The 24,826-nt window shown below is 63.0% G+C and carries 25 protein-coding genes; 4 read left to right on the top strand and 21 right to left on the bottom strand.

Features of this window, described 5'->3' with window-relative positions:
* Nucleotides 1–78: 78 nt before the first annotated feature.
* The 7 genes from D4754_RS16860 to D4754_RS16830 form a co-directional block, all read right to left on the bottom strand.
* Nucleotides 79–777: a hypothetical protein gene (locus D4754_RS16860; protein WP_121065909.1), complete on the bottom strand. Its 699-nt coding sequence runs from the start codon at nucleotides 775–777 to the stop codon at nucleotides 79–81.
* Complete coding sequence (locus D4754_RS16855) at nucleotides 774–1,607, bottom strand: ABC transporter permease (protein ID WP_121065906.1); 834 nt, start codon at nucleotides 1,605–1,607, stop codon at nucleotides 774–776. The genes D4754_RS16860 and D4754_RS16855 overlap by 4 nt, the downstream gene beginning before the upstream one ends.
* Nucleotides 1,604–3,025, bottom strand: coding sequence for an ABC transporter permease (locus D4754_RS16850; RefSeq protein WP_121065903.1), 1,422 nt, complete (start codon nucleotides 3,023–3,025; stop codon nucleotides 1,604–1,606). Before D4754_RS16850 ends, D4754_RS16855 begins: the two co-directional genes overlap by 4 nt.
* Entirely contained in the window at nucleotides 3,022–4,134 is a 1,113-nt protein-coding gene (locus tag D4754_RS16845) for an ABC transporter ATP-binding protein (protein ID WP_121065962.1), read from the bottom strand. Before D4754_RS16845 ends, D4754_RS16850 begins: the two co-directional genes overlap by 4 nt.
* A gap of 70 nt (nucleotides 4,135–4,204) precedes the next feature.
* Nucleotides 4,205–5,326, bottom strand: a complete 1,122-nt coding sequence (locus tag D4754_RS16840) for an extracellular solute-binding protein (protein WP_121065900.1) — start codon at nucleotides 5,324–5,326, stop codon at nucleotides 4,205–4,207.
* 302 nt (nucleotides 5,327–5,628) lie between these two features.
* On the bottom strand, nucleotides 5,629–6,726 hold the full coding sequence (ychF, locus tag D4754_RS16835; RefSeq protein ID WP_121065897.1) for a redox-regulated ATPase YchF: 1,098 nt from the start codon (nucleotides 6,724–6,726) through the stop codon (nucleotides 5,629–5,631).
* A 196-nt stretch (nucleotides 6,727–6,922) separates the two neighbouring features.
* Complete coding sequence (locus tag D4754_RS16830; protein WP_121065894.1) at nucleotides 6,923–7,933, bottom strand: methyltransferase; 1,011 nt, start codon at nucleotides 7,931–7,933, stop codon at nucleotides 6,923–6,925.
* A gap of 227 nt (nucleotides 7,934–8,160) precedes the next feature.
* Between D4754_RS16830 and trpA the strand changes: the two genes are divergently transcribed.
* Nucleotides 8,161–8,952, top strand: a complete 792-nt coding sequence (gene trpA / locus D4754_RS16825) for a tryptophan synthase subunit alpha (protein ID WP_121065891.1) — start codon at nucleotides 8,161–8,163, stop codon at nucleotides 8,950–8,952.
* Between the two features lie 8 nt (nucleotides 8,953–8,960).
* Here trpA and D4754_RS16820 read toward each other — a convergent pair whose 3' ends face one another.
* The 4 genes from D4754_RS16820 to ccrA form a co-directional block, all read right to left on the bottom strand.
* On the bottom strand, nucleotides 8,961–10,499 hold the full coding sequence (locus tag D4754_RS16820; RefSeq protein ID WP_121065888.1) for an ATP-dependent DNA helicase: 1,539 nt from the start codon (nucleotides 10,497–10,499) through the stop codon (nucleotides 8,961–8,963).
* 45 nt (nucleotides 10,500–10,544) lie between these two features.
* Nucleotides 10,545–11,183: an acyl-homoserine-lactone synthase gene (locus D4754_RS16815; protein WP_121065885.1), complete on the bottom strand. Its 639-nt coding sequence runs from the start codon at nucleotides 11,181–11,183 to the stop codon at nucleotides 10,545–10,547.
* 48 nt (nucleotides 11,184–11,231) lie between these two features.
* Nucleotides 11,232–12,008 carry a helix-turn-helix transcriptional regulator gene (locus tag D4754_RS16810; RefSeq protein WP_121065882.1) on the bottom strand — a complete coding sequence of 259 codons (777 nt, stop codon included), beginning with the start codon at nucleotides 12,006–12,008 and terminating at the stop codon, nucleotides 11,232–11,234.
* Between the two features lie 375 nt (nucleotides 12,009–12,383).
* Nucleotides 12,384–13,670, bottom strand: coding sequence for a crotonyl-CoA carboxylase/reductase (ccrA, locus tag D4754_RS16800; protein ID WP_121065875.1), 1,287 nt, complete (start codon nucleotides 13,668–13,670; stop codon nucleotides 12,384–12,386).
* A gap of 455 nt (nucleotides 13,671–14,125) precedes the next feature.
* On the opposite strand from ccrA, the gene D4754_RS16795 reads away from it, so the two are divergent.
* The 3 genes from D4754_RS16795 to deoD all read left to right on the top strand — a co-directional run bounded on the left by D4754_RS16795 (nucleotide 14,126) and on the right by deoD (nucleotide 17,274).
* Nucleotides 14,126–16,120 carry a protein meaA gene (locus tag D4754_RS16795; protein ID WP_276208633.1) on the top strand — a complete coding sequence of 665 codons (1,995 nt, stop codon included), beginning with the start codon at nucleotides 14,126–14,128 and terminating at the stop codon, nucleotides 16,118–16,120.
* 107 nt (nucleotides 16,121–16,227) lie between these two features.
* Nucleotides 16,228–16,548, top strand: coding sequence for an H-NS histone family protein (locus D4754_RS16790; RefSeq protein ID WP_121065870.1), 321 nt, complete (start codon nucleotides 16,228–16,230; stop codon nucleotides 16,546–16,548).
* 21 nt (nucleotides 16,549–16,569) lie between these two features.
* Nucleotides 16,570–17,274, top strand: a complete 705-nt coding sequence (gene deoD / locus D4754_RS16785; protein ID WP_121065867.1) for a purine-nucleoside phosphorylase — start codon at nucleotides 16,570–16,572, stop codon at nucleotides 17,272–17,274.
* A gap of 1 nt (nucleotide 17,275) precedes the next feature.
* Here the strand turns inward: deoD and D4754_RS16780 are convergent, their stop codons facing one another.
* The 10 genes from D4754_RS16780 to D4754_RS16735 form a co-directional block, all read right to left on the bottom strand.
* Entirely contained in the window at nucleotides 17,276–18,121 is an 846-nt protein-coding gene (locus tag D4754_RS16780; RefSeq protein ID WP_121065864.1) for an urea carboxylase-associated family protein, read from the bottom strand.
* A gap of 192 nt (nucleotides 18,122–18,313) precedes the next feature.
* The gene (locus D4754_RS16775) at nucleotides 18,314–19,108 is read right to left on the bottom strand and encodes a succinate dehydrogenase iron-sulfur subunit (RefSeq protein WP_121065861.1); all 795 of its coding nucleotides are present in this window, start codon (nucleotides 19,106–19,108) and stop codon (nucleotides 18,314–18,316) included.
* Between the two features lie 147 nt (nucleotides 19,109–19,255).
* Entirely contained in the window at nucleotides 19,256–19,534 is a 279-nt protein-coding gene (locus tag D4754_RS16770) for a hypothetical protein (RefSeq protein WP_121065857.1), read from the bottom strand.
* On the bottom strand, nucleotides 19,534–21,339 hold the full coding sequence (gene sdhA, locus D4754_RS16765) for a succinate dehydrogenase flavoprotein subunit (protein WP_121065854.1): 1,806 nt from the start codon (nucleotides 21,337–21,339) through the stop codon (nucleotides 19,534–19,536). Before sdhA ends, D4754_RS16770 begins: the two co-directional genes overlap by 1 nt.
* A 19-nt stretch (nucleotides 21,340–21,358) precedes the next feature.
* Nucleotides 21,359–21,730: a succinate dehydrogenase, hydrophobic membrane anchor protein gene (gene sdhD, locus D4754_RS16760; protein ID WP_121065851.1), complete on the bottom strand. Its 372-nt coding sequence runs from the start codon at nucleotides 21,728–21,730 to the stop codon at nucleotides 21,359–21,361.
* An 11-nt stretch (nucleotides 21,731–21,741) separates the two neighbouring features.
* Nucleotides 21,742–22,125 (bottom strand): succinate dehydrogenase, cytochrome b556 subunit, encoded by a 384-nt coding sequence (gene sdhC / locus D4754_RS16755; protein WP_121065848.1) that lies wholly within the window; start codon nucleotides 22,123–22,125, stop codon nucleotides 21,742–21,744.
* Nucleotides 22,126–22,338: 213 nt separating this feature from the next.
* Nucleotides 22,339–22,548, bottom strand: a complete 210-nt coding sequence (locus D4754_RS16750; RefSeq protein WP_121065845.1) for a hypothetical protein — start codon at nucleotides 22,546–22,548, stop codon at nucleotides 22,339–22,341.
* Between the two features lie 226 nt (nucleotides 22,549–22,774).
* Nucleotides 22,775–23,440, bottom strand: coding sequence for a DUF1194 domain-containing protein (locus D4754_RS16745; protein WP_121065842.1), 666 nt, complete (start codon nucleotides 23,438–23,440; stop codon nucleotides 22,775–22,777).
* A gap of 139 nt (nucleotides 23,441–23,579) precedes the next feature.
* Nucleotides 23,580–24,611 carry a MaoC family dehydratase gene (locus tag D4754_RS16740; protein WP_121065833.1) on the bottom strand — a complete coding sequence of 344 codons (1,032 nt, stop codon included), beginning with the start codon at nucleotides 24,609–24,611 and terminating at the stop codon, nucleotides 23,580–23,582.
* On the bottom strand, nucleotides 24,612–24,818 hold the full coding sequence (locus tag D4754_RS16735) for a DUF1737 domain-containing protein (protein WP_121065831.1): 207 nt from the start codon (nucleotides 24,816–24,818) through the stop codon (nucleotides 24,612–24,614). It lies immediately after the preceding gene.
* Nucleotides 24,819–24,826 lie beyond the last annotated feature (8 nt).

Raw genomic sequence — 24,826 nt, 5'->3', positions numbered from 1 at the left:
GTCGTTCAATTGAATGAACATCGGCCGGCAAATCACTCTCAGCTTTGCGCCTTCAATGCCGCGCACGAACGCGCTTCGTCAGGACCGATGGCGATGCTCTTTCCGGTAGACGCCCCGGCGGGTTTGCAAGGCCTCCTGCACATCCCGATTTGCGGCAACCTGCGCCTCGGTCATCGGCAGGATAGTCAGGCCCTGCGCCTCCCGCGGAACCGCGACGACCTGGGCCACGGGCGTTCCGGCGGGCAGAACGCCCTGCCAGTCGGGATCGGGCCACAGCGCGGGGAAATGCACATAGCCGTCCCGGAAGCCGTCGCAATCGACCAGCCCCGCCAGCGTGCGGAACGGCAGATCGGGACGGTTCAGCGGATGGGTGAAGAGCAGCGAATAACCCTCTGGGACTTCGAAGGTCCAGAAGTTCAGGAACTTCACCACCATCCCGTCGGTCAACCCGAATGGCGCGCCTTTGGCCTGTTCGGGCACATGCATCCCGATGGGCGCCCGGGAGATGAGCGTTTCGGGCAGGACCGGGGGATCCCAGTCCCACGAGATCTCTCCATTCTCGACCGTCAGGTCCGTCGCAAGCGGGACAAGAACGCCCGCGCCCATTGCATCCAGGATCGGCGGGCAGTGCTTCAGCGTCCGCACAGCCTCCCCATCGAGCAGGTCGGCCGGGGCCTCCGACGGCATCTCCCGCAGCCAGTCGGGCAATGTCTTCGCGGCCGGAACGGGTGGCGGCAGGATCGGCAGCAGAGCGGGATGGCAGCGCGCGGTGATCATGCCTTGGCGCGCTCGCGCTTCAGCAGGAAGGTATGCGCCAGCGCGGCCAGAACCGTGATCGCGATGATGGCCGTGCCGACGGCGTTGATCACCGGCGGATGGCCGTTCGGGTTGCGCGCCATGGCCCCGATTTCCGTGGCAAAGGTGCACGAACCGCCCTTGGCGAACATCGTGGTGTTGTAGTTCTCCATCGATGCCATCAGGGCGATAACACCCGCCGAAATCAAGGCCGGCGCAAGGTAAGGCAATGTCAGGCGGCGGAAAACCCGGAAGGGCGTCGCGCCCAGATCCAGCGCCGCCTCCTCAAGCTCGATGGGCTGGCGTTGCAGGCGGGCCATTAGGATCAGCATCGGGTAGCCGGCGATGAAGGTCACCTGCGCCATGATGATGGTGAAGAGGCCTGCGTTGATCCCCACGCGCCCCCAGAAGACCAGCGCGCCCAAGCCCAGCACGATCCCCGGCGCCAGCATCGGCGACAAGAGCACCCACCACAGCACACCGTTCGCCCGGCTTCGCCAGCGGGTCAGCAGCACGGCGCCGGCCAGCCCCAGGATCAGCGACAGCGGCACGACCATGGACGCCACCACAAGCGAGTTGCCGAAGCACGACACGAACCGACCCCGGTCGAGCGAGCGCAGCACCGGATCGGCCGCCAACTGCGCGTCGGACATCCAGAAGAACGCGTACCACTTGCCCGTCAGCCCGTGAAATTCGGTGACGGATGGCGGGGAGGTATTGTTGAACGACGACAGGATCATCAACAGCAGCGGCGCGAACATGAAGATCAGGAACGCGGTCGTGTACAGGTTCAAAAGCCGATCGGATCTCATTGAACCCTCGCGAAATCTTTCAGGCGCGTTCGCATGATCATCATGAACAGAGCCACGATGGCGAAGCAGAGCATCGTGTAGAAGAACGAATAGGCCGCGCCGACGTTCGAGTTCTCGGATTCGAAGAACTTGTTGTAGATCGTCTGGCTGAACCAGTCGGCCTGAAGCCCGCGAGAGATGATCCGAGGCACGGAAAAGGCGCCGGCCGCCAGCATGAAGGTCGCGATGCAACCCACTGCGATTCCGGGCTTGGAATGCGGGATGACGATGCGGCGGTGAACGCGGGTCATCGAAGCGCCAAGGTCCCGCGCAGCCTCGATCTGGTTACGGTCCAGCGTCGACATGACGTTGAAGATCGGGAACACCATGAACAGCACGTAGGTGTAGACGATCACGAGGAAAACGGTGCCAGGCATCCGCTTGAACCGGATCGGTTCGGAGATGATCCCGATCTGGGTCAGCAGCCCGTTGATCAGCCCGTTCGTGTCGATGATCGTGGTCCAGGCATAGACGCGCATCAGCTCGACGATGGCGTAGGGAATCACCAGCCCCAGGAACAGCCAGACCGCGCGGTCCGGCGGCGTGGCCAGCGCCACCTTGTAGGCCACCGGGTAACACAGGACCAGCGCCAGCGCCGTGGCCATGACGGCGAAAGCCAGCGTGCGGAACAGCGTGACAAGGCCCAGCCGTTCGTACATCTGCCCGTCGCGTTCGAACCGGAGCCCGATCAGGCTGTAGAGGATCTTGGACGGCCGGGCGTTCTCGATCGCCTTCTGTTCGGCCGACATCGGGATCGCGCGCGCGGCGAATAGCTGCTCGAAATTGGTGCCGGAATAGGGAAAGGCCTTCGCCTCCTCGGCCTGCATCCGTTCATAAAGATCCTGCCCGATCGCCGCGATTTCGCCTGCGGTGGCGATCTGGTCCGGGATCGGGTCGGTGTCGTCGACCGACAGGTCCGGAATGTCGAACAGCGTATCGAGCCACGCCTCTTCCCCCGGACCGCGCACCATCTGGCGGTGGGTCGTGGCCCGGTCGCATTGCAGGATATAGGGCCGCGTCGCCTCGCCCGTACCCGCGCCGCCGTTGATCGACGGAATGCCCATGCCGGACGCGCTTGGAACCGCCATGGTCGAGGCCGAGGGCACCGCCATCCCGGACACGGACGGCACCGGCAGACCACCGGAAGATTGCTGGGCGGGTTCGGCGTTTTCGTACGTTTTCAACACGCTGATGCAGGTATTCGCGTCTCGCGACAGCTGCAGCGCGATGGAACTGTCAAGCTGCCGCGCCGGCGCCGTCAACGCGCGTTCCAGCATCGTCAGCTGCGGCAGGATAATCAGCACCAGCCCCCAGGCCACGACGGCCACGAAGAAGGCGATGGTCAGCCCGCGGCCGAATCCCTGCGCGAGCCCCTTCATTGTCCCGCCATTTCGCGGCCGGTGCGGGCCATCGCGCTTTCCGGCAGGACGACAGCATCGGTGGCATCAAAGCCCAGATCGACCGTATCGTTCAAAGGCACCACGTGGCTGCCCATGGCAGCGCCCGTATTCGTCTGGTGCATCGTCAGGCTGTGGCCTGCGACATCGAAGAAAAGGTTCACGAACGCCCCTTCCAGATCCCGCCGCACCAGCGTGCCGGTCAGCCGGTTCTGGCCCGCGCCCATGCGCAGCACCTCGGGCCGGAAGAACAGCATCGCCGGATCGCCGGGTTGCAACCCCGTCGGGTTGCGCCCCTGCATCGGGCCGATGTCCGTCTCCACCGCCGCCATACCGTCTGACACCTGCACGACCTTGCCCTGCAACATGTTGGTTTCGCCGACGAAAGACGCCGCGAAAGCGGTCCGTGGCCGGGAATAGATCTGGTCGCCAGAGCCCACCTGTTCGACCACGCCGTTGTTCATCACGGCGATTCGGTCAGACATGGTCAGTGCCTCGCCCTGGTCGTGGGTGATGTAGATGAAGGTCACGCCCGTCTTCTGCTGGATCGCCCTCAGTTCCGCCCGCATGTGCTGGCGCAGCTTCAGATCCAGCGCCGAGAGCGGCTCATCGAGCAGCAGCACCGCAGGCTCCACCGCCAGCGCCCGCGCGATGGCGACCCGCTGGCGTTGACCGCCCGACAGTTCCCCCGGCTTCTTGTCCCCCTGGTCGGGCAGGGCCACGAGGTCGAGCAGTTCCTGCGCCCTCTCGCGCCGGGCGCGGCGGCCCAGGCCGCGCGCCTCCAGCCCGAAGGCCACGTTCTCCCACACCGACATCAGCGGAAACAGGGCAAGGTTCTGGAAAATCAGCGCCGTGGGACGCGCATTGGGGCCGATTCCACGCTGGTCCTCGCCTCCGATCAGGACCCGACCGTCCGTGGGTTCGACAAAGCCCGAAACCGCGCGCAGGATCGTCGTCTTGCCGCATCCGGATGGGCCGAGAATGGAAAAGAACTCGCCGGCCTCGATCCTCAGATCGGTCGGCTGGACCGCCGTAAACCCGTTCGGATAGGTGATCGACACCCCGTCCAGCACCACGTCCTTGCCGCGCATCTTCTGCCCCTTGCACACCGCAAGGGAGCGGCCCCGCAAAGGGCCGCCCCCGGTTTCGACCAAGGCCCGATCAGGCGTTGGTGATGGTTTCGACGTATTCGTTGACGACCGGCGCGTAGAACGGCGTGTCGGCCTGCCACCACCACATGTTGCCCAGAACCTCGGGCGTGTAGACCTCGAGGAACTGCGCCTTGAACTCTTCCGATGCATACTCGGCAGCGCCGGTCACGGCCGAGTTGTAGCCGGTGTTGTTCGAGAACATGCCCCCCACTTCCGGCTGCAGCATGAAGTTCATGAACGCCACGGCCTGTTCGGTGTTCTCGGCGCCCTTCAGGATGCCGAAGCTGTCCAGCCAGGTGATGATGCCTTCCTTGGGCGCGCGGTAGACGTAATCGGCGTTTTCGCGGTTCAGCAGCAGGCCGGTCGTGTCCCAGGTCTGGCCGATGACACAGCCGGCTTCCTTGAAGGCGGCGGTCGCTTCGGTGGCGTTGTTCCAGAACGCGCCGAAGTTTTCCTTGTGCGCGATCATGAACTTGGCGACGGCATCGAACACGCGGCGCGCATCCTCTTCCGACTTGTAGACGTCCAGCATCCGGTTCGACGGCACTTCGCCCGTCGCATCCAGGTAGAGGCCCGCACCGATCAGCGCCGATTTCTGGCGGAACGCCGCCTTGCCCTTGGCTTCGGGGACCCAAAGATCGCCATAGCTCAGATCCGCGTCCGAAATGTCCATCGCGGCCCGGTTCAGCGTGATACCTTCGGTGCCCCAGTCGAAGGGCAGCACGACCTGCTCGCCCCCCTGCACGCCGCCCAGCGACGCGCTGTCGCGCAGGAAGGACGGGAAGATCGCGCCCGTGTTCACATCCGACGGGATCGGCGCGAAGAAGCTTTCGCCATTGTCGTCCATGTAGTTCGGCACGTTGGTGATCGACGGGAAGACGACGTCGAAGCCCTTGCCGCCATTGGCGCGGACGGTCGATTCCGCTTCGTCGTTCGATCCGAAGGTCGTCAGGTCCAGCGTGATGCCGGTGTCGGCTTCGAACTTCTCGGCGATGTTCGGCTGAATGTAATCCTGCCAGGCGAAGACCTTGACGCTGCCCGAGGAGGCAAGCGCGTCCGAGGCGCGCAGAAGTGCAGGAGCGGCGACGGCTGCGGCGGTGGCCTGCAGCGCTGTACGGCGTGTAATGGTCATCGGAGATATCCCAGGATTGTGAATGCGTATCCGGACGAACCGGCTACGGGCGCGCCTATCCCGGGAAGGAAACAGTTATGCGACAGTCGGGGGGAAACAGATGCCAATGCGTCCTTTTTTCGCTGCGGGCAAAGGCTGGGGGCGCTGCCCCCCGACCCCCGAGGCATTTGAAGACCAAAGAAGATGCGCAGGATGCCGATGGCCGGGCCGCAAAGCGCGGGCCCATTTCTTCTTTTCCCAAATACTCCCGCCGGAGGCAGACCGCCCCTCGACCGATCCCCGCGGCCCGGCTTCAGGGCGCCTCAGGTGTTGAACAGGAAGTGCATCACGTCGCCATCCTTGACGACATAGCTCTTGCCCTCGGCCCGCATCTTGCCGGCCTCCTTGGCGGCCTGTTCGCCGCCCAGCGACACGAAATCGTCATAGGCGATCGTCTCGGCCCGGATGAAGCCCTTCTCGAAATCGCCGTGGATCACGCCAGCCGCCTGCGGGGCCTGCGTGCCTTCCCGGATCGTCCAGGCCCGCGCTTCCTTGGGGCCGACAGTGAAATAGGTCTCGAGATGCAAAAGTTCGTAACCCGCGCGGATCAGCCGGTCGAGCCCGGGTTCTTCCAGCCCCATCTCGCCCAGGAATTCGGTCGCCTCGTCCGGTTCCAGCTGGCTGATCTCTTCCTCGATCTGCGCGCTGATGATCACGTGTGAATTGCCCTCGGCTGCGGCCATCGCGGCCACGGCGGCGGAATGGGCATTGCCCTCGGCCGCCTCTTCCTCGGAAACGTTGCAGACGTACAGAACCGGCTTGGTGGTCAGCAGCTGCAATCCCTTCCAGGCCTTCAGATCGTCTTCGGCCACCTCGACCATGCGCGCGGGCTTGCCTTCGTCCAGCATCGCCGCCGCTTCCTTCAGCAGACGCTCCTGCTGGACAGCCTCCTTGTCGCCGCCGCGGACCTTGCGCAGGAGGCCCTGCATGCGCTTCTCGATCGATTCCATGTCGGCGAGCATCAGCTCGGTCTCGATGGTCTCGGCATCGGCCACCGGATCGACACGACCTTCCACGTGGGTCACGTCGCCATCTTCGAAACAGCGCAGCACGTGGGCAATGGCATCCGTTTCGCGGATATTGGCCAGGAACTGGTTGCCCAGGCCCTCGCCTTTCGACGCGCCCTTCACCAGCCCCGCGATATCGACGAATGTCATGCGCGTGGGAATGATCTGCTTCGACCCGGCGATCCCGGCCAGTTTCTCCAGCCGCGCATCCGGCACGGCAACCTCACCGACATTCGGCTCGATCGTGCAGAACGGGAAGTTGGCAGCCTGCGCCGCCGCCGTGCGCGTCAGTGCGTTGAACAAGGTCGACTTGCCGACATTCGGCAAGCCCACGATCCCCATCCGAAACCCCATTGCCCGATCTCCTTGGCGCAGCTCATGTTGCGCCGTCTCTAGGCACGATGCCCCGCCAGTGCAAGGGACCCAAGCCGGGACCATCAATGGAAACGGAGCGCGGGCGCGGTGGCGAGGGCGGATCCCGCAAGGGGGCCGCCCGGGGGGAGGGTGGGTGGGCCGCCGCGCCCGCGCTCCGGGCACGGCGGCAGGATCGTCAGGGCTTGGTGCCCTGCGCCAGTTTCGTCATCCCCGGGATCAGCGGAGAGACGTCGACATTCGTGAACCCGGCCTTCTCCATCGCATTGGCAACCCAGTCATCCGACAGGGACCGCGCTTCCGGCGTGAAGGCGGTGTGCTGCAGCTGCCACAACGCCGTGTTCTTGGGCCCGGTCCGGTCTGCATCGACGATGAAATCGTGCAGCAGCAGACGGCCACCCGGCACGAGGTTGTCGAAGGCCCGCTTGATCAGGTCGTCATGGGTGTGATCCGGCACACCCGAGAACAGGTAGGACATCACGACGATATCGTGCCCTTCGGGCCATTCCGTCTCCAGCGCGTTGCCTTCGACGTAGGAAATCCGGTCGGACAGACCCGCCTCTTCGACGAATTCCTTGCCGATGGCCGCGACGTTCGGGAACTCAACCACCGTCGCCTTAAGCTGCGGATGCGCCTTGCACAACGTGATGTCGAAGGCCGCCGTACCGCCGCCCACGTCCAGAAGCGTCTTCGCCTCCGACAGGTCCACCCGCTTCAGCAGGCTGCGCGCCGGGCCGACAGAGCCTGCATGCTGGCTTTCGGAATACAGCCGCGCTTCGGTCGGATCGGAAAACCACTGCGCGTAGGAGGCCGTTTCTTCCGTCGAAAGCGTGCCCGCCAGCGCACCGTCGATCTGGTCCATCAGCGGATACATCTGCTTGCCCACCTGCAGCCGCAGGTAGTCGCCGAAATCGTATTTCGCACCTTTCACAAGGAAAGCGTCCGCGGCGGGCGAGTTCTCGATCCCGTTTTCCGTCCGCTGGACGACGCCCATGCCGGTCAGCGCCGTCACCAGCGTGCGCACGCGCTCCTCCGGCAGGCCGGTTTCCTTAGCCAGGCTCGCCTCGGTCGCAGGCCCCTTTGCCAGGCCGGTGAACAGCCCGACTTCGAGCGCGGCAAACAGGGCTTTCGAGCCCATGTAGGCAAATGCGATATCAGAAATTTCTTCCGCTTCGGTCAGTACGGCCATTCTCCACTTTCCGCAGTTCCCCAGTATCCCGGGCCACTGTCATCCGTTGCAATTGCGGCAGACCCTATGGTCCCCTCCCGGGACCTGCAACCGGAGCGCCGGAATGCGACGCTGAAATGTCGCAAACCGCCAATCAAACAGGCAACTGGCATTACCGATGCAGCAACCATTGATCTTGGCGTCGCTTTTCTGCAGGAGAGATCACAAAGAAAGCGACAGGACACATCATGACCCGGATCGACGCCAAGTTCAGTGCGCTCAAAACAGCCAACCGCAAGGCCTTCGTGGCCTACATGATGGCCGGCGATCCGGATCTGGAAACCTCTTTCGAGCTGATGAAGGGCCTGCCCGCCGCCGGTGTGGACGTGATCGAGCTGGGCGTTCCCTTCACCGATCCCATGGCCGACGGCCCCACGATCCAGGCAGCCGGCCAGCGCGCGCTGGCGTCCGGCACCACGCTTCAGGACGTGCTCGACATGGTCCGCCGCTTCCGGGCGGATGACGACACGACCCCCATCGTGCTGATGGGCTATTACAACCCGATCTACAGCCGCGGCGTCGACACCTTCCTGGCCGACGCGAACGAGGCCGGCGTCGACGGCCTGATCGTCGTCGACCTGCCGCCCGAGGAAGATGACGAACTGTGCGTTCCCGCGCAGAAGACCGGGCTGAACTTCATCCGCCTCGCCACGCCCACGACCGATAACAAGCGCCTGCCCAAGGTGCTCGAGAACACGTCGGGCTTTGTCTATTACGTCTCGATCACCGGCATCACAGGTGCTGCCGAGGCACAGGCCGATCATGTCGGGCCGGAAGTGGCGCGCATCAAATCGCAGACCGATCTGCCGGTCGTCGTGGGCTTCGGCATCCGCACCCCCGAGGCATCGCAGGCCATGGCCGGAGTCTCGGACGGTGCGGTCGTGGGATCGGCCATCGTGTCAAAGCTCGCCTCCGGCGCACCCGTGGCCGAGGTGCTGGACTTCGTCGCGTCGCTTGCCGATGGCGCGCATCGCGGCTGAGCTTCGGTTCAGCCGTCCTCAGACTGGACTTCCAGCGTCAGTTCTGCCGGCGCGATGCTGCGCAGATCGTCGATCTGCAACCCGTGGGACGGTTTCGACAGCCGGTTGCGCACGACCCAGATCAGGCGTTCCTGCGCCCGCGTGATCGCCACATAGGCCAGCCGTTTCCATAGCGGCTGCCCGGCTTCCACCCGCCCCATCCGCGCAGCCACGAACAGATCCGGCGCGAAAACCTGCACCGTATCCCATTGCGAGCCTTGGGCCTTGTGGATCGTGACCGCCGCGCCGTGCAGGAACGTGGCCCCCATGTTGGCCGCGAAGGGGATGAAGGGTTCTTCCTCGTCCGGCTTCTCGATCTTGACGATGGAGGCGGCGGAGACCTGAGGTTCTTCCGCGCCCATCACATGCAACCGTGAAAAGCCCGGGCGTCGTCCGGGGCCCAGGTAGATCACCTGCGCCCCCTTGATCAGCCCGCGCGCTTCCAGATCCAGCCGTTTCTTGCGGTGCTTCGCCGGCAGCTCGATCCCGTCGCAGATCAGGGGTTCGCCCTCCAGAAGCTCGTCTATCGGCGCGCCGTGGACGGTACGGAAGGCCTGGATCAGACGGATGCGCGTCGCGTTGCGCCAGACAAGCACCGGGCTCCGCGCCATCAGGTCGACCTCGACGCGCTGGCCCCAGACGATGCGTTCGTCCTTCTTCGACGCGTCCTCGACCATTCGTTCGAAATCCGCGAATTCCAGCTGCGGATCGGCCAGCGCATGGGCCAGATCGAGGATCGGGTTGTCCGCATCCTGCCGGTGCACGCGGCTCAGCTCCAGCTTGCGGGGGCCGTCCAGCCCGTCGAAGATCATCTGGCCCGACTGCCCGACTGGCGCCAGCTGCGCCGGGTCGCCGAACAGGACGAGGTTGGGGAAGATCTCCTGCAGATCCTCGAACTGCTTTTCGTCGAGCATCGAGGCTTCGTCGATAAAGCCGATATCCAAAGGATCTTCGCGCCGTTTCCATCCGGTGATGAAATCCGATCCGCGCAGGCCGGCCGTCATCAGAGCGCCGGGGATCGACGGGTTGCGGGCATAGAACGCGGCGGCGCGGTCCAGGGCCTCGTCGGTCAGGCCCTCGATCTCGGGCTTGTCGCCCTCGCCCGCCAGCCACTGGGCCACGCGTTCGTATTCCGGGTCATAGACCGGCGTGTAGAGGATCCGGTGAATCGTGGTCGCCGGCACGCCCCGAAAGCGCAGTACGCTGGCCGCTTTGTTCGTCGGCGCAAGGATCGCCAGCGTGCGCTTGTCCTTCTTGGTGCGGCTTTCCCAATCGCCGGAAACGATGTCCACACCGGCGGCGCGCAGGGCCTTGTAAAGCTCGGCCAGAAGCAATGTCTTGCCCGACCCGGCCTTGCCGATCACGGCCATCACGCCGGTGCCCTTGCCCTGTGGCGGGGCCAGCAGGCCATCGTCCATGTTGACCCCTGCCTTGCGCAGAAGGTCGGACACCTGATCGTAGGCATCGGCCTGATCGGCCGAGAACTGGACGGAAAGCTGGACACTCATGGCGCGACCATATCGCCGCGCCGCAGAAGGGACCAGCGGAACCCGTCAGGCAGACAGCGCCATTTCCCGCACCGGTGCACCACCGAAGCTGCATTCGAACCACCCGCGCGAGGTTTCGGGCGCGATCCCGGCGCGCGCGGCGACACGGGCGCGCGCCTCCTCCGAGAAATCCCAGAGCCCGACCGATATCCGGTCGCGCCCTTCGCCTTCCGAGCCCAGAACCTCGGGCGAGGACCCGATGGCGCGGTAGATGCGGACCATGCGCGCGTCGAAGACGCCCACGAAATGGCGAATGCCGAAGCCCGACATGATTTCCCCGCCGCCCAGCATCAGCGCGGCCGCGACATGCGATTTTGCATCGCGGGACAGGCAAAACCGTGTGCACTCCCAGATCAGCGGGCTGGTGACCGGTGCGCCGCCCGTCAGGTGGCCGAACACGTCGTTCACCATCACCGGCCCCGTCGTCGGCAGGAACCGCATCGACCCGCCATGGCTGCCATCCGCGTTCTCCCAGATCACGTAAAGCGGATCGTGGGTGTCGTAGCTGTCCCGCTCCTCGCCATTCTCATCGACCTGGACGTCCCAGCCCAGCCGATTGCGGAACTGGTCCGCCCGGTCTTTGAACATGGAATGCGCAAGGCGCGGATGGCGGTGAAGATCGTGTCCGTAGATATAGCGCAGCATGGATCGCTCCCCTTGGCCTGGCTGGCGAAAGGGATAGCGCCGCGATGGTTAACGCTGAGGAAGTCGTGCGGTCTGTGTGTTAACGGCTTTGCGTTCAGGCCCGTCATTCGACGCCACGAGGATCAGCCCCCGGCTCATCGCACGGGCCACCGCGTGGGTCGTGTTCAGCGCGCCCAGTTTGAACCGCGCGCTTTCGATGTAAACACGCAACGTGTGTTCCGAGATCGAAAGCGCATCCGCCACCTGCGCGCGATTATGGCCGACAGCCAGCAAAGTCATCGCCTCGATTTCCCGTGGAGAAAGGGCGCGCGATGCCTCGCCCTTCCTGTCGGGTTCGAATTCCAGCGCCTTGCGATTGAAAAAATGCCCAATGAGGATCAGGTCGCTGTTATGCGTCGCGGTGAACGCGGCCCAGGTATCGTCATTGCAGGTATGATTTACCGTGAAGAGCGCGAATTGCCCGTTGGGTCCGCGGATCGGGATCGAAAACCCCTGGTTTCCCACTCCGAACGTCAGTGCATCGGCAAGGAAATCCCGGGCGACCTTGCTGGACCAGTCGAGCGATTTCCAGTCCACGGGATGAAAGCTGTTGAAACAGCCCGCGACCACGGGATCGACGCGAAGATAGCCCTTTTCCAGATAATGATGCACCCAGGCGCGATCATATGTGCCGCAGCCATATTGTTCGCCCGTGCTGTCCACCCAGTGGTAGATCATGTGATCGACGCCAAAGGCGTCCCGAAGACGTTCTATGACGTCCTGAAGCCCCTCAAGCGCCTGTGTGTCGTCCAAGTCCGACAGTATGAGATCCAGCTCCCCGCGCATCACACCATACCCGCGCGCCCGCCTCCTTCCGTTGGGACGCAAGTTCCGCGGCCGCGACGAGGGTTGTTTCGTCGAGGCTTGCGGCAAGCGACCCCATTTCATTCGCTTTTGCGAAATCCTTGAGATCGGCCAATACGTCCAAGATCCATTCGTTCTTCATGGTCACAGTCGCTCCGCAAAAGTTAACGTTCGATTAACAACAAGCCTAGCACGGGGAAAAAGCATTAGGAATTCACTGATTTTCCCTCCCCAGAAATAGCGAGGGCCTGGTTTACAACTGGTTGATTTGCCGAGGGCGGCAAAAACAGCACCGCCCACGACCCTGAGAACGAATCGCGAGCGGTTAAATTGTTCACCAATTTCCCTAAAGGAGAATTAAGAGCGCGCGTCCAAAACTTCTTCCAATGTCCGAAGCCCGGTAACGGGCGACTGGATCAGCACAGACATGTTGCCGGGCTTGTGCTGGTTGCGCATCATCTTCATGTGGGCTTGCGGCAGATCTTCCCATGTGAAGACCTCGGACATGCACGGATCGAGCCTGCGTTCCAGCATCAGCTTGTTTGCCGCCGCCGCCTGTTTCAGGTGCGCGAAGTGGGAGCCCTGCACGCGCTTCTGGTGCATCCACAGGTAGCGCACGTCGAAGGTGCAGTTGAAGCCCGATGTACCCGCGCAGATCACGACCATGCCGCCCTTCTTCACGATGAAGGTCGACACGGGGAACGTCGCCTCGCCCGGATGTTCGAACACGATGTCGACATTGTTGCCCTTGCCGGTGATGTCCCAGATCGCCTTGCCGAACTTGCGGACTTCCTTGAACCATTCGCCGTATTCGGGCGAACCCACCTTCGGCAACTGGCCCCAGCAGTCGAAATCCTTCCGGTTGATCACGCCCTTGGCGCCCAGGCCCATCACGAACTCGCGCTTGTCCTCTTCCGAGATCACCCCGATGGCGTTCGCCCCGGCCGTGTTGATCAGCTGGATCGCATAGGACCCCAGACCGCCCGAGGCGCCCCAGACCAGAACGTTCATGCCGGGACGCAGCTCATGCGGCGGGTGGCCGAACAGCATCCGGTAGGCGGTGGCGAGCGTCAGCGTATAGCAGGCGCTTTCTTCCCAGGTCAGGTGCTTGGGCCGCGGCATCAGCTGCTGCGCCTGCACGCGGGTGAACTGTGCGAAGGATCCATCGGGGGTCTCGTAGCCCCAGATCCGCTGGCTGGACGAATACATCGGGTCGCCGCCATTGCATTCGATATCGTCGCCGTCGTCCTGGTTGCAGTGGATCACGACCTCGTCGCCCACTTTCCAGTTCTTCACCTTGTCGCCCACGGCCCACACGATGCCGGACGCATCGGAGCCGGCGACATGATAGTCGGCCTTGTGCCCGTCAAAGGGGCTGATCGGTTCGCCAAGGGCGGCCCAGACGCCGTTGTAGTTCACACCGGCCGCCATCACGAGCACCAGCACGTCGTGGCTGTCGAGCGGCGGGGTTTCCACCACCTCTTTCTGCATCGCGGTGTCGGGCTCGCCATGACGTTCGCGGCGGATCGCCCACGCGTACATCTGTTTCGGCACGAAGCCCAGGGGCGGCATTTCGCCGATTTCATAAAGGTCTTTTTCCGGGGCGTCGTAGGGTGCAATGCCCGTATCGGTGTCCAGAGCCATGGAAGTCTCCTGCAGCTGCATTGCCGCGTCGCAGAATCGCGCGGATCGGACCTTCGAATACCGACCGCCGCGCAACATTGCAATGCAGCTTGTCACGTTTTTGTAATTTTATGTCCCGAAGCATTCAGCCCAAGAACGCTGGCCCGGTGCAGGATAACGCTGCAACGGTGGGGCTTGCGATCTGTCACGGCAACTGGCTCGCATCGCGGGACAGGCGTTTGGCCCTTTATTTGGGGCAGTGTGCCCAACTTTGACCAATCTGGCGAGAGAAATGACGCAGCGCAGCATGACGTGGCGCCCCCGTCATGACCTGACGAAAATGCACGCACGGTCGACACTTGCCGCCTCCCGCTACGACACAAGGCGGAATTCTGGAGATCGGGGCGGTTTTGCGGCGCTGCAGCGAATTGACTTTTCCGAGAAATTTCGATTTCTAGGCACAACACGCAAGATAATTGCGCGCTCGATTCAGAAGGTGTCCCATGACCGAGAAGCAGAAAGATCGTCCCTGGCTGATCCGGACCTATGCCGGCCACTCCACCGCGAAAGCGTCGAATGCGCTGTATCGCGGCAACCTTGCCAAGGGCCAGACCGGGCTTTCGGTGGCCTTCGACCTGCCGACCCAGACCGGCTATGACAGCGATCACGAATTGTCGAAAGGCGAAGTTGGCAAGGTCGGCGTGCCGATCTCCCATATCGGCGACATGCGGGTGCTGTTCGACGATATTCCGCTGGAGAAGATGAACACCTCGATGACGATCAACGCGACGGCGCCGTGGCTTCTGGCGCTATACATCGCGGTGGCGGAAGAACAGGGCGCCGATGTCTCGAAATTGCAGGGCACCGTTCAGAACGATCTGATCAAGGAATACCTGTCGCGGGGGACATATATCTTCCCCCCTGCCCCCTCGATGCGCTTCATCGCCGACGTGGCCGAGTACTGCTATACCAATGTGCCGAAATGGAACCCGATGAACGTGTGTTCCTACCACCTGCAGGAAGCCGGCGCGACGCCGGAGCAGGAACTGTCCTTCGCGCTGGCCACGGCACAGGCGGTTCTGGATGCGTTGCAGCCCCGCGTGGATCCCGAAGATTTCCCAGCGCTCGTCGGGCGGATTTCCTTCTTCGTGAATGCCGGCATCCGTTTCGTGACCGAAATGTGCAAGATGCGCGCCTTCGTCGACCTGTGGGACGAGATCTGCGAAAAGCGCTATGGCGTGACCGATCCAAAATTCCGCCGGTTCCGGTATGGCGTTCAGGTGAACTCGCTGGGATTGACCGAGCAGCAACCCGAAAACAACGTTTACCGCATCCTGATCGAAATGCTGGCGGTGACCCTTTCGAAAAAGGCCCGCGCCCGCGCCGTGCAATTGCCCGCGTGGAACGAAGCCCTGGGGCTGCCCCGGCCGTGGGACCAGCAATGGTCGATGCGGATGCAGCAGATCCTGGCCTACGAGACCGATCTGCTGGAATACGATGACCTGTTCGAAGGCAACCCGGCCGTCGATGCCAAGGTCGAGGCACTGAAGGAAGGCGCCCGGGCCGAGCTGGCGAACATCGAAAGCATGGGCGGCGCCATCTCCGCGATCGAATACATGAAATCGCGGCTGGTCGATTCCAATGCCGACCGCCTGGGCCGGATCGAGGATGGCGAGACGGTGGTCGTTGGCGTGAACAAGTTTACCTCGTCCGAGCCATCGCCCCTGATGGGCGAAGACGGTGGCATCATGACCGTCGATCATGCGGTCGAGGCCGGCCAGATCGCCAGCCTGAACGCGTGGCGCGAGAGCCGTGACCCAGACGCCGTGGAGGCGGCGCTGACCGCCCTGCGCAAGGCAGCGCAGGAAGGTACGAACATCATGCCAGCGTCGATCGAGGCCGCAAAGGCCGGTGTCACCACCGGCGAATGGGCAGAAGAGATGCGCAAGCTTTATGGCACCTACCGCGCACCCACGGGCGTGTCGTCGGCCGTGTCGAACAAGACCGAAGGGCTGGACGATCTGCGGGCCGAGGTCGACGCCGTCAGCGACAAGCTGGGAAAACGCCTTAAATTCCTTGTCGGAAAGCCCGGGCTGGATGGCCATTCCAATGGCGCTGAACAAATTGCATTTCGTGCACGTGATTGCGGAATGGACATCAACTATGCCGGAATTCGCCTCACGCCCGAAGAAATCGTTAATTCCGCAAAGGAAGACGGCGCGCATGTCATCGGGTTGAGTATTCTGTCCGGAAGTCACATTCCTTTGGTTGAAGATGTCCTTTCCTTGATGAAAGACGCCGGTCTTGGGCATATCCCGGTTGTCGTTGGCGGCATTATTCCCGCCGAGGATGAATCAAGACTTCTGGAAATGGGGGCGGCAAAGATCTACACGCCCAAAGATTTCTCATTGAATGTCATCATGCGCGACGTTATCTCCCTCGCCGATCCCGGAGCGTTTGCAGCCGAATAGGCGAATTTTCTCCAATGATTCAGAAATCATGCTGAAGCGCGTCCGGGTTATGGTTATGTTGCAAAGTGATGTGAAATCGCATCACTTGCACTGGATAGGAGAACAAAATGGAGATCGACTTGCAGTCGCTTTCGCGCAAGGAGCTGTCCAAGCTGAAGGCGGACGTCGAAAAGGCGCTCGTGTCGGCTGAAGACAGGGAACGGCGCGAGGCTCTGAAAGCTGCACAACAGGCAGCAGCCGAGTACGGTTTCTCGCTCGACGATCTGTCCGATTCCCCAAAGGCATCGGGCAGCAAACGCGGCAAGGCACTACCGAAGTACCGCAACCCGTCCAACCCCGAGCAGACCTGGTCTGGCCTTGGACGCAAACCTCACTGGGTGCATGACGCGCTCGCCAGCGGTGCCGATATCACCGATCTGGAAATCTGAACTGGCGGGCGGGGCACCCAAATGTCTATACATATTGGTGCGGAAGTCGGCGATATTGCCGAAACCGTTTTGTTACCGGGTGACCCCTATCGCGCTAAATGGGCGGCCGAGACCTTTCTTGGCAATGTCCGCATGGTCAATGAAACCCGCGGAATGCTGGGATTCACTGGCACATGGAACGGCCATGACGTGACAATCCAGGGCAGCGGTATGGGAATGCCCTCGCTCTCGATCTACGTCAACGAACTGATCCGCGACTATGATGCGAAAACGCTGATCCGGATCGGATCGTGCGGATCGATGCAGGAGCATGTCGGGATTCGCGATATCGTTCTGGCCATGACGGCCAGTACCGTCGCCTCTCCATCTCACAGCATCTTCAAGGATGTCACTTTCGCCCCGTGCGCGGACTGGCCGCTATTGAAGGCCGCCGCGAAAGCCGCGGAAAGCAAGAATCGTCCGATCCATATCGGCGGTATCTATTCCTCGGACACGTTTTACGACGAACGCCCGGATCTGAATGAACAGATGGTCCGGCACGGCATTCTTGCCGTGGAGATGGAAACGGCCGAACTTTACACGCTGGCCCTGCGCCACAAGCGCCGGGCGATGTCCGTGCTCACCGTCTCCGACCACCTTCTGACGCACGAGGCGCTCCCCGCCGATCAGCGTGAACGCAGTTTCGGCGAAATGGTCGAAATCGCGCTGGAAGCCGCGTTCGCGTGATTTAGGCCCCGTGGCTTCGGTCATAGCTGCTGGGCTTTGGCGGTTGCCAGCCCTCCAGCGCGCCCTCGGCCGGTGTGAAGATATCGACCTGCAAGGGGTAGCAGGCGGCCGTGTCCGACGAATGCTCCTGGCTGCAATCGCCCCCGGGACAGGTGCTGAGCGCGCCCAGAAGGGGGATTTCCGCAAAGAACTCCATGTAGTCACCGGGCCGCACCGGGCTGGCCTTCATGAAGTACTGCCCGGTGTCCTTGGTGAAGCCGGTGCACATGAACACGTTCAGCACGTCGTGCACGTGGGGTTCGGCCTGGACCACCGGCACATCCAGATGGGCCGCCAGCGCGCGGGTCAGGTTGGAATGGCAGCAATGGTGGTAAGTCGTCCCTGACAGAAGCTGCCCCGTATAGGGATCGCAGCGCGTTCCGATCACGTCATGCACCCGCCCGCCGAAGGGATCGGTCCCGTACCAGTCGAGCGTGTCGGCCACCACCGTCGCCATCGGACGCAGGTAGGGGAAGCTCGACCACATGCGCTCACCGGTGGTCAGATGCGTGCCATGAAGCGCGCGGGTCTTGCCTGAATAGAACCGTTCCATCAGGTCGTCGGCACTCCACAGGTTCAGGTCGCCGACCTGCGGGCCTTCGACGCTGGTGATGCGGAAGAAGCTGCCCGCCGGGACAGTGAACGTTCTGGCATCGCGGGGAGGAACGGTGACCGTGCCCATCTGCGCTGCCGTCTTCCGAGCGCGCTGCAGCAGCGGCAGGTCGGGCCGCGGCAGTGTGTGGTTCGGATAGACGACGACAGCTGGAATGGCGCGCCGGGCGTCGGCATCGGAGGGAGCATCGGTCATGGGGATCTCCGCGGGAAAGCATGCAGAGCCTAGCCCCGGGGCGCCCTGCTCACAAGGTACGGAGGTCAGACGATGGCGATGGCGTCCGCCAGCACCGAACAGCCTGTTACCACCCCGTTGACAGCAGGACGGAACAAAAAGGCCCCGCGCTGCGATCAGCCGGGGCCTTTGGATCGTGTCGTGGTGTCGCGGTCAGACGGTGCGTTCCAGCATCATCTGCTTGATCTCGGAAATCGCCTTGGCCGGGTTAAGACCTTTCGGGCAAGTCTTGGCGCAGTTCATGATCGTGTGGCAGCGATACAGCTTGAACGGATCTTCCAGATCGTCCAGCCGTTCGCCCGTTGCCTCGTCCCGGCTGTCGATGATCCATCGATAGGCGTGCAGAAGTGCTGCGGGGCCAAGGTACCGATCGCCGTTCCACCAGTAGCTGGGGCACGCGGTCGAGCACGAGGCGCACATCACGCATTCATACAGGCCGTCGAGCTTCTTGCGATCTTCGATAGATTGGCGCCATTCCTTGGCGGGGCGGTTCGTCTTGGTTTCCAGCCACGGCATGATCGAGGCATGCTGGGCATAGAAATGGGTCAGGTCCGGGATAAGGTCCTTGACCACCGGCATGTGCGGCAGCGGGTAGATGGCGACGTCGCCCTTGACCTCGTCAATGCCGTGGATACAGGCCAGCGTGTTGATCCCGCCGCCTTTCTTGCTGCCGATGTTCATGGCGCAGGATCCGCAGATCCCTTCGCGGCAGGACCGGCGGAAGGTCAGCGTGGGGTCGATCTCGTTCTTGATCTTGATCAGCGCGTCCAGAAGCATCGGGCCGCAGGTGTCCAGATCGACGAAATAGGTATCCACCGACGGGTTCTTCCCGCTGTCGGGATCGTAGCGGTAGATGTGAAACGTCTTGAGGTTGGTCGCCCCTTCGGGCTTCGGCCATGTCTTGCCCGTGGTGATACGGGAATTCTTCGGCAGAGTCAGTTGGACCATGGATCAGGGCTCCCTACTCGGTGGCGCCGGGTACGCCGGAACGGCGCGCCCGGAAAGCTGGTCTACCGCATCGCGGTAAATTTGCCGGCCCGTGGGCCGACAAACCTGTCTGTGGATTTTGCCGGACGTCCCCGGCAAGGCAATCGCTTACTGCGCCATCTTCTCGTTGTAGCAGTGCAGCAGATTGTCTTTCTGTGCCGTGGTGATCATGTCCTCGGGACCCAGGTCGAAATCGTCGAATGTGATCGGCTCGACCGCGCCGGGCATGATGGTCGGGCTGATGCCTTCGACATTGGTCGTATCCAGGCAGAACGACATGGCTTCGGTCGGAGAAACCGTGCCGGCCGTCGTGTCGCAGGCCGAGATGACGACAGCTGCCGACAGCGCAGTGACGGCAATCGCGGATTTCTTGAACTTCGCAATCATTAGTAAACCCTCGCTTTTGGTGCAATTTTGGCGACATCGATGCCGCCATCCTCCTGAGCGGTCAGCGGATCGACATGAACGGGTCGATAGTCGAGCGTGACCTGATTCCCATCAATACGCGCCAAAGAGTGCTTTCGCCAATTCACATCGTCACGGTCAGGATAATCTTCGTGAGCATGTGCCCCGCGGCTTTCCTTCCGGGCTTCGGCGCCGTGGATGGTGGCCAGCGCGTTGGGCATGAGGTTCTCAAGCTCCAGCGTTTCCATCAGGTCCGAGTTCCAGATCAGAGACCGGTCGGTGACCTTGATGTCATCCAGCTTGGCCGCCACGGCATCCATCTTCTTGACGCCTTCACCCAGCGTCTTGTCGGTGCGGAACACGGCCGCATCCGCCTGCATCGCGCGCTGCATTTCCAGCCGCAGGTCCGCCGTGGGGAGCGAACCGTCGGCGTAGCGGACCTTGTCGAACCGATCCAGCGCCGCGTCGATCGAGGCCTTGTTGGGCTCCGGCGTCGCTTCGTTCGGGTCCACGACCTCGCCCGCGCGGATGGCGGCGGCGCGGCCGAAGACCACGAGGTCGATCAACGAGTTGGAGCCGAGGCGGTTCGCACCATGCACGGACGCACAGCCGGCCTCGCCCACGGCCATCAGGCCGGGCTGGATCCGATCGGGTTCGTCGTCGCTGGGGTTCAGCACTTCCGCCCAGTAGTTCGTGGGAATGCCGCCCATGTTATAATGCACCGTCGGCAGAACCGGGATCGGCTCCTTCGTCAGGTCGACACCGGCGAAGATCCGGGCGCTTTCCGAGATGCCCGGCAGGCGTTCGGCCAGCGTTTCCGGCGGCAGGTGATCGAGGTGCAGGAAGATGTGGTCCTTGTCAGGCCCCACGCCGCGGCCTTCGCGGATCTCCATAGTCATGCAGCGCGACACCACATCGCGCGAGGCAAGGTCCTTGTAGTGGGGCGCATAACGCTCCATGAACCGTTCGCCTTCAGAGTTGGTGAGGTACCCGCCCTCGCCCCGTGCGCCTTCGGTGATCAGGCAGCCCGAACCATAGATGCCGGTGGGGTGGAACTGCACGAACTCCATGTCTTGCAGCGCCATGCCGGCCCGCGCGGCCATGCCGCCCCCGTCACCGGTGCAGGTATGTGCAGACGTGGCCGAGAAATAAGCCCGGCCGTAGCCGCCCGTGGCCAGCACGGTCATCTTTGCGGAAAACACATGCATCGTGCCGTCGTCGAGCTTCCAGCACAGCACGCCCTGGCAGACGCCGTCTTCGCTCATGATCAGGTCGATGGCGAAATACTCGATGTAGAATTCCGCGTTGTTCTTCAGCGACTGGCCATAGAGCGTGTGCAGGATGGCGTGGCCGGTCCGGTCTGCCGCGGCACAGGTCCGCTGCACCGGGGGACCTTCGCCGAATTCCGTGGTGTGGCCGCCGAAGGGGCGCTGGTAGATCTTGCCCTCTTCCGTGCGGCTGAAGGGCACGCCGTAATGCTCAAGCTCGTACACGGCCTTGGGCGCGTGCCGGGCAAGGTATTCCATCGCGTCCGTGTCGCCCAGCCAGTCCGACCCCTTGATGGTGTCGTACAGGTGCCACTGCCAGTGGTCCGGCCCCATGTTCGACAGCGACGCGGCGATACCGCCCTGGGCAGCAACGGTGTGCGACCGTGTCGGGAACACCTTGGTCACGCAGGCAGTGCGCAGACCCTGTTCGGCCATGCCAAGCGTTGCCCGCAGGCCCGAGCCACCGGCGCCGACGACCACGACGTCATACTCGTGGGTTTCGTACTCATAAGCAGCCATGTTGTCTTTCTCCTCGGGCTCAGATCGCCAGGCGTGCGACGGCCAGAATGCCGACTGCGGCGGCGGCGTAGCAGAGGCAGGTCATGCCGATGATCAGCCATTGCTGGGCGGCACCGTGAACGTAGTCCTCGATCAGGACTCGGACACCGTCCTTGAAGTGCATGAAGCCCACCACGAAAGTCAGCGCCGCCACGATCGCCGGGAAGGGCTTCGCGAAATGGGCCACGACCACGTCGTAGGGCTGGCCCGTCATGGGCGCCACCGTGATCAGGAAAAGCGGGATCAGGATCAGAAGTGCCGCGGACGACACCTTCATCGCCCAGGCGTGTTCCGTCCCGGACTTGGCCGAGCCCCAGCCCACGGCGCGCTTGCGGTCTGTCAGATAACCCATGGCGGCCTCCGTTATACGATGATCAGGGTCAGAAGGGTCATGACGACCGATCCGGCAAGAATACCCCAGCCGAGCTTTTCGGCGGTTTCCACGTCCAGCATATGACCGCTGTCCCAGATCAGATGCCGCACACCGGCCAGCAGGTGGTACCAGAGGCCGAGCAGCGAAAAGAGCATGATGATGTCGCCAATGACGCTGGTCATGACCCAGTCGGCGGTGGCGAAGGCTCTTTCGGATGTGGAAGCGGCGAGGAACCACCACACGAACATCAGCGCGCCCAGCAGCAGCGCGTTCCCCGTGATCCGCGTCAGGATGGATGTGATCGAGGTAAGCTGGGGGCGGTAGACGGACATATGCGGCGAAAGCGGGCGATTGCCCCTGTTCACATCTGCCATGACGGTTCCTTTCCCTGTCAGTCGGTAAGGTGTGCGCCCGTTCTAACCCATTTCGCTGCCCTGTCACCGCTGCGTCGCAGCGTCTGCCGCGGTTTTTTGGCGCGAATTGTAGATTTAACGCAAATTTGTGATCACACGTCGCGGATGCGTGATCACAAATGTACGAGGCACACTTTTGTGGCGCCGAGTCGGCGTTCGAATGCCGTTAAGTCTTTACTCTGTCGGGAAACCCAGCCGTTGCAGCGCATCGATGGCCTTGCGGCGGACATGGGGTTCTCCGTTCTGCGCGTCGGCATTCAGCCGGCGCATGACCGAGCTGAACTCCCGCTTGCGGGTGCGTTCGGCGATATAGGCCGCCACGCTGTCGGTCTCGCTCAGGGCCAGGATCTGATCTGCGGGCGAACCGGTCTGGGCGCTGGTCATTGGTCAAACATCATGGATTGGGATCTTTCCAGCGATTCTTTGGACACGCATTCTATACGGAACATTTCAGATTCGTGACAGGCCTTTTCCGCAGCGCAGCGACGCCGGAAAGGGTCGGAAACGCCTTGTTTTGTAGCGGTATGCCCCTGACGTCGCGCCAATCTAGATGTCTATTTCCAGACAACCATTGCAGTCCCGTGAAACCATCCGACGGGCGCGGGTGGCCTCATTCCGCCGCGGCGGTGGCCCGGGCCACTTCGCGCAGAAGCTTGCGCCGGATCCGCGCCGGATAGTCCTCGAAGGTCAGGGCGGTGACGACAAAAGCCCCCTCCCCCATGATCACGTTCTCGAAGAAATAGGCGGTCAGCTCGGCGTCGCCTTCCTCGATGGCGATGGCATTGACGGTGATGCCACGGCGTCTCAGGTCCGGGTGGATCCCGGTCGGCGCGATACCTTCGTTCGACACCCCGTCGCCCGATACGTCGATGACCATCCGCCGGCAATGATCCACGCTGTCGAAACTTTGCATCGTGAAATCCAGCGCCTCGCCGATCGCGGTCGAGAAATTGCGCCACACACGCGGGGCGGTGGCGATTTCCGCGGTCAGGTCGTCCAGCGCCTCGTAACTGTCGATCCGGGTCCACGGCACCGACACCCGCTGGCGCGAGGAACCGGACCATTGCACAAGGCTCACCTCGGCCTCGGCCCGGACCAGCGCTTCGGAGACGACGTAATCCCGCAAGCCTTCGACCAGCCCGTCCATCTGCAACCGGTACTCGCCCGGATCGACGGAGCCGGAGACATCCACCGCCAGCGCCAGTGCCAGTTCGCAGGCCGCGACAGGCGGGGTGGCAAGACAGAATGACAGTATCAATGCGCGGGACCGGATCATGTGCCCAGTCTAGGGGACTCGTGCGTCACGCCAAGCACCCTTCGCCTCACTCGCCAAAAGGTGACGCCCAAAGCGTGAGGATCGCCTGCGGGCGGGTGGGCCGTCCGCAGGCGATCCGGACAGGACCGCCCGCAAAACTTCAGACAGGCACCAGAGCCCAGTAATCCAGATCCAGCAGGATCTCGGGCAGGTACTTGCCCGCGTCGTCCTTCAGCTTGAAATCGACGACGCCCTTGGTCGCCACCAGCCGCAGGCGAAGCGCACCGACACCGGGCGCCGCTGTTTCGGCCTTGTCCAGAACCTCGGTCCACGCTCGCACCGTATCGCCCGAAAAACACGGGTTCGCATGGGCGCCCCCGTTCAGGCCCACGATCATCTGCGCATTGGCCAGCCCGTTGAACGACAGCGCCCGCGCCATCGAAATCACGTGCCCGCCATAGATCAGCCGCTGCCCGTCGGGCCGGAAGGTCGCGTCGAAATGCACCTTGGCCGTGTTCTGCCACAGCCGCGTGGCCAGCATGTGCTCGGCTTCCTCGATGGTGACGCCGTCGACATGGTCGATCTTCTCGCCCACCTCGTAGTCGGCCCAGCGATAGGGCTCCCCCGCCAGCGTGAAGTCGTAGCCCGAGAAGTCCAGGCCCTCGGGCACCGCCAGCGTCTCCGGGTCCACCACCTTCGCCAGTTCCGGCACGACCGTCTCGGGCGCAGGTGCGTCCAGATCGTTCTTCCGGACCATCACCCAGCGGACATACTCCATCACGACCTCGTCGCGCTGGTTCAGCCCCTTGGTGCGGACATAGACGACCCCGGTCTTGCCGTTCGAATTCTGCTTCAGCCCGATCACCTCGGACGACGACCGCAGCGTATCGCCTGCATAGACCGGCTTCCGCCAGCGCCCGTCGGCATAGCCAAGGTTGGCGACCGCATTCAGCGACACGTCCGGGACCGACTTGCCGAAGACAACGTGAAACGCCACCAGGTCGTCCATAGGGCTTTCCGGCAGCCCGCTCGCCCGCGCGAATTCGTCCGAGGAATAGAGCGCATGCCGCGCGGGATAGAGCGCATGGTACAGCGCCCGCTCCCCGCCCGACACGGTCCGTGGCACGGCATGGTCCATGACCTGCCCGATGGAATAGTCCTCGAAGAACCGGCCCGGGTTGGTCTTGGCCATCTATTGCGCTCCCAGTTTCATGTCGGGCGTGTAGTCCGCGTCGATATCCTTCACCACGGCCTGCCCGCAGCGCATCACGCCGCGTGCAGCATCGAAGCCGTAGGTCGGCGCGCCGTGCAGGGACCAGCCGGCGGCAAGCGCCGCGCTGACCTTGTGGCAGAAGGCGGACGTGTCGTCCTCGGACAGGAAGCGATAGATCGTGGCCATGGGTCCCC

It is taken from the genome of Chachezhania antarctica (assembly GCF_003646465.1).
Classification (GTDB): Bacteria; Pseudomonadota; Alphaproteobacteria; order Rhodobacterales; family Rhodobacteraceae; genus Chachezhania; species Chachezhania antarctica.
Note: the sequence above shows the minus strand (reverse complement) of the source record. Positions and strands in the feature narration are given on the sequence as shown.

Bases quoted from the DNA above. Each gene is read 5' to 3' on its own strand.
- D4754_RS16860 (WP_121065909.1), bottom strand. From the start codon at position 777: ATGATCACCGCGCGCTGCCATCCCGCTCTGCTGCCGATCCTGCCGCCA.
- D4754_RS16855 (WP_121065906.1), bottom strand. From the start codon at position 1,607: ATGAGATCCGATCGGCTTTTGAACCTGTACACGACCGCGTTCCTGATC.
- D4754_RS16850 (WP_121065903.1), bottom strand. From the start codon at position 3,025: ATGAAGGGGCTCGCGCAGGGATTCGGCCGCGGGCTGACCATCGCCTTC.
- D4754_RS16845 (WP_121065962.1), bottom strand. From the start codon at position 4,134: ATGCGCGGCAAGGACGTGGTGCTGGACGGGGTGTCGATCACCTATCCG.
- D4754_RS16840 (WP_121065900.1), bottom strand. From the start codon at position 5,326: ATGACCATTACACGCCGTACAGCGCTGCAGGCCACCGCCGCAGCCGTC.
- ychF (WP_121065897.1), bottom strand. From the start codon at position 6,726: ATGGGGTTTCGGATGGGGATCGTGGGCTTGCCGAATGTCGGCAAGTCG.
- D4754_RS16830 (WP_121065894.1), bottom strand. From the start codon at position 7,933: ATGGCCGTACTGACCGAAGCGGAAGAAATTTCTGATATCGCATTTGCC.
- trpA (WP_121065891.1), top strand. From the start codon at position 8,161: ATGACCCGGATCGACGCCAAGTTCAGTGCGCTCAAAACAGCCAACCGC.
- D4754_RS16820 (WP_121065888.1), bottom strand. From the start codon at position 10,499: ATGAGTGTCCAGCTTTCCGTCCAGTTCTCGGCCGATCAGGCCGATGCC.
- D4754_RS16815 (WP_121065885.1), bottom strand. From the start codon at position 11,183: ATGCTGCGCTATATCTACGGACACGATCTTCACCGCCATCCGCGCCTT.
- D4754_RS16810 (WP_121065882.1), bottom strand. From the start codon at position 12,008: ATGCGCGGGGAGCTGGATCTCATACTGTCGGACTTGGACGACACACAG.
- ccrA (WP_121065875.1), bottom strand. From the start codon at position 13,670: ATGGCTCTGGACACCGATACGGGCATTGCACCCTACGACGCCCCGGAA.
- D4754_RS16790 (WP_121065870.1), top strand. From the start codon at position 16,228: ATGGAGATCGACTTGCAGTCGCTTTCGCGCAAGGAGCTGTCCAAGCTG.
- deoD (WP_121065867.1), top strand. From the start codon at position 16,570: ATGTCTATACATATTGGTGCGGAAGTCGGCGATATTGCCGAAACCGTT.
- D4754_RS16780 (WP_121065864.1), bottom strand. From the start codon at position 18,121: ATGACCGATGCTCCCTCCGATGCCGACGCCCGGCGCGCCATTCCAGCT.
- D4754_RS16775 (WP_121065861.1), bottom strand. From the start codon at position 19,108: ATGGTCCAACTGACTCTGCCGAAGAATTCCCGTATCACCACGGGCAAG.
- D4754_RS16770 (WP_121065857.1), bottom strand. From the start codon at position 19,534: ATGATTGCGAAGTTCAAGAAATCCGCGATTGCCGTCACTGCGCTGTCG.
- sdhA (WP_121065854.1), bottom strand. From the start codon at position 21,339: ATGGCTGCTTATGAGTACGAAACCCACGAGTATGACGTCGTGGTCGTC.
- sdhD (WP_121065851.1), bottom strand. From the start codon at position 21,730: ATGGGTTATCTGACAGACCGCAAGCGCGCCGTGGGCTGGGGCTCGGCC.
- sdhC (WP_121065848.1), bottom strand. From the start codon at position 22,125: ATGGCAGATGTGAACAGGGGCAATCGCCCGCTTTCGCCGCATATGTCC.
- D4754_RS16750 (WP_121065845.1), bottom strand. From the start codon at position 22,548: ATGACCAGCGCCCAGACCGGTTCGCCCGCAGATCAGATCCTGGCCCTG.
- D4754_RS16745 (WP_121065842.1), bottom strand. From the start codon at position 23,440: ATGATCCGGTCCCGCGCATTGATACTGTCATTCTGTCTTGCCACCCCG.
- D4754_RS16740 (WP_121065833.1), bottom strand. From the start codon at position 24,611: ATGGCCAAGACCAACCCGGGCCGGTTCTTCGAGGACTATTCCATCGGG.
- D4754_RS16735 (WP_121065831.1), bottom strand. From the start codon at position 24,818: ATGGCCACGATCTATCGCTTCCTGTCCGAGGACGACACGTCCGCCTTC.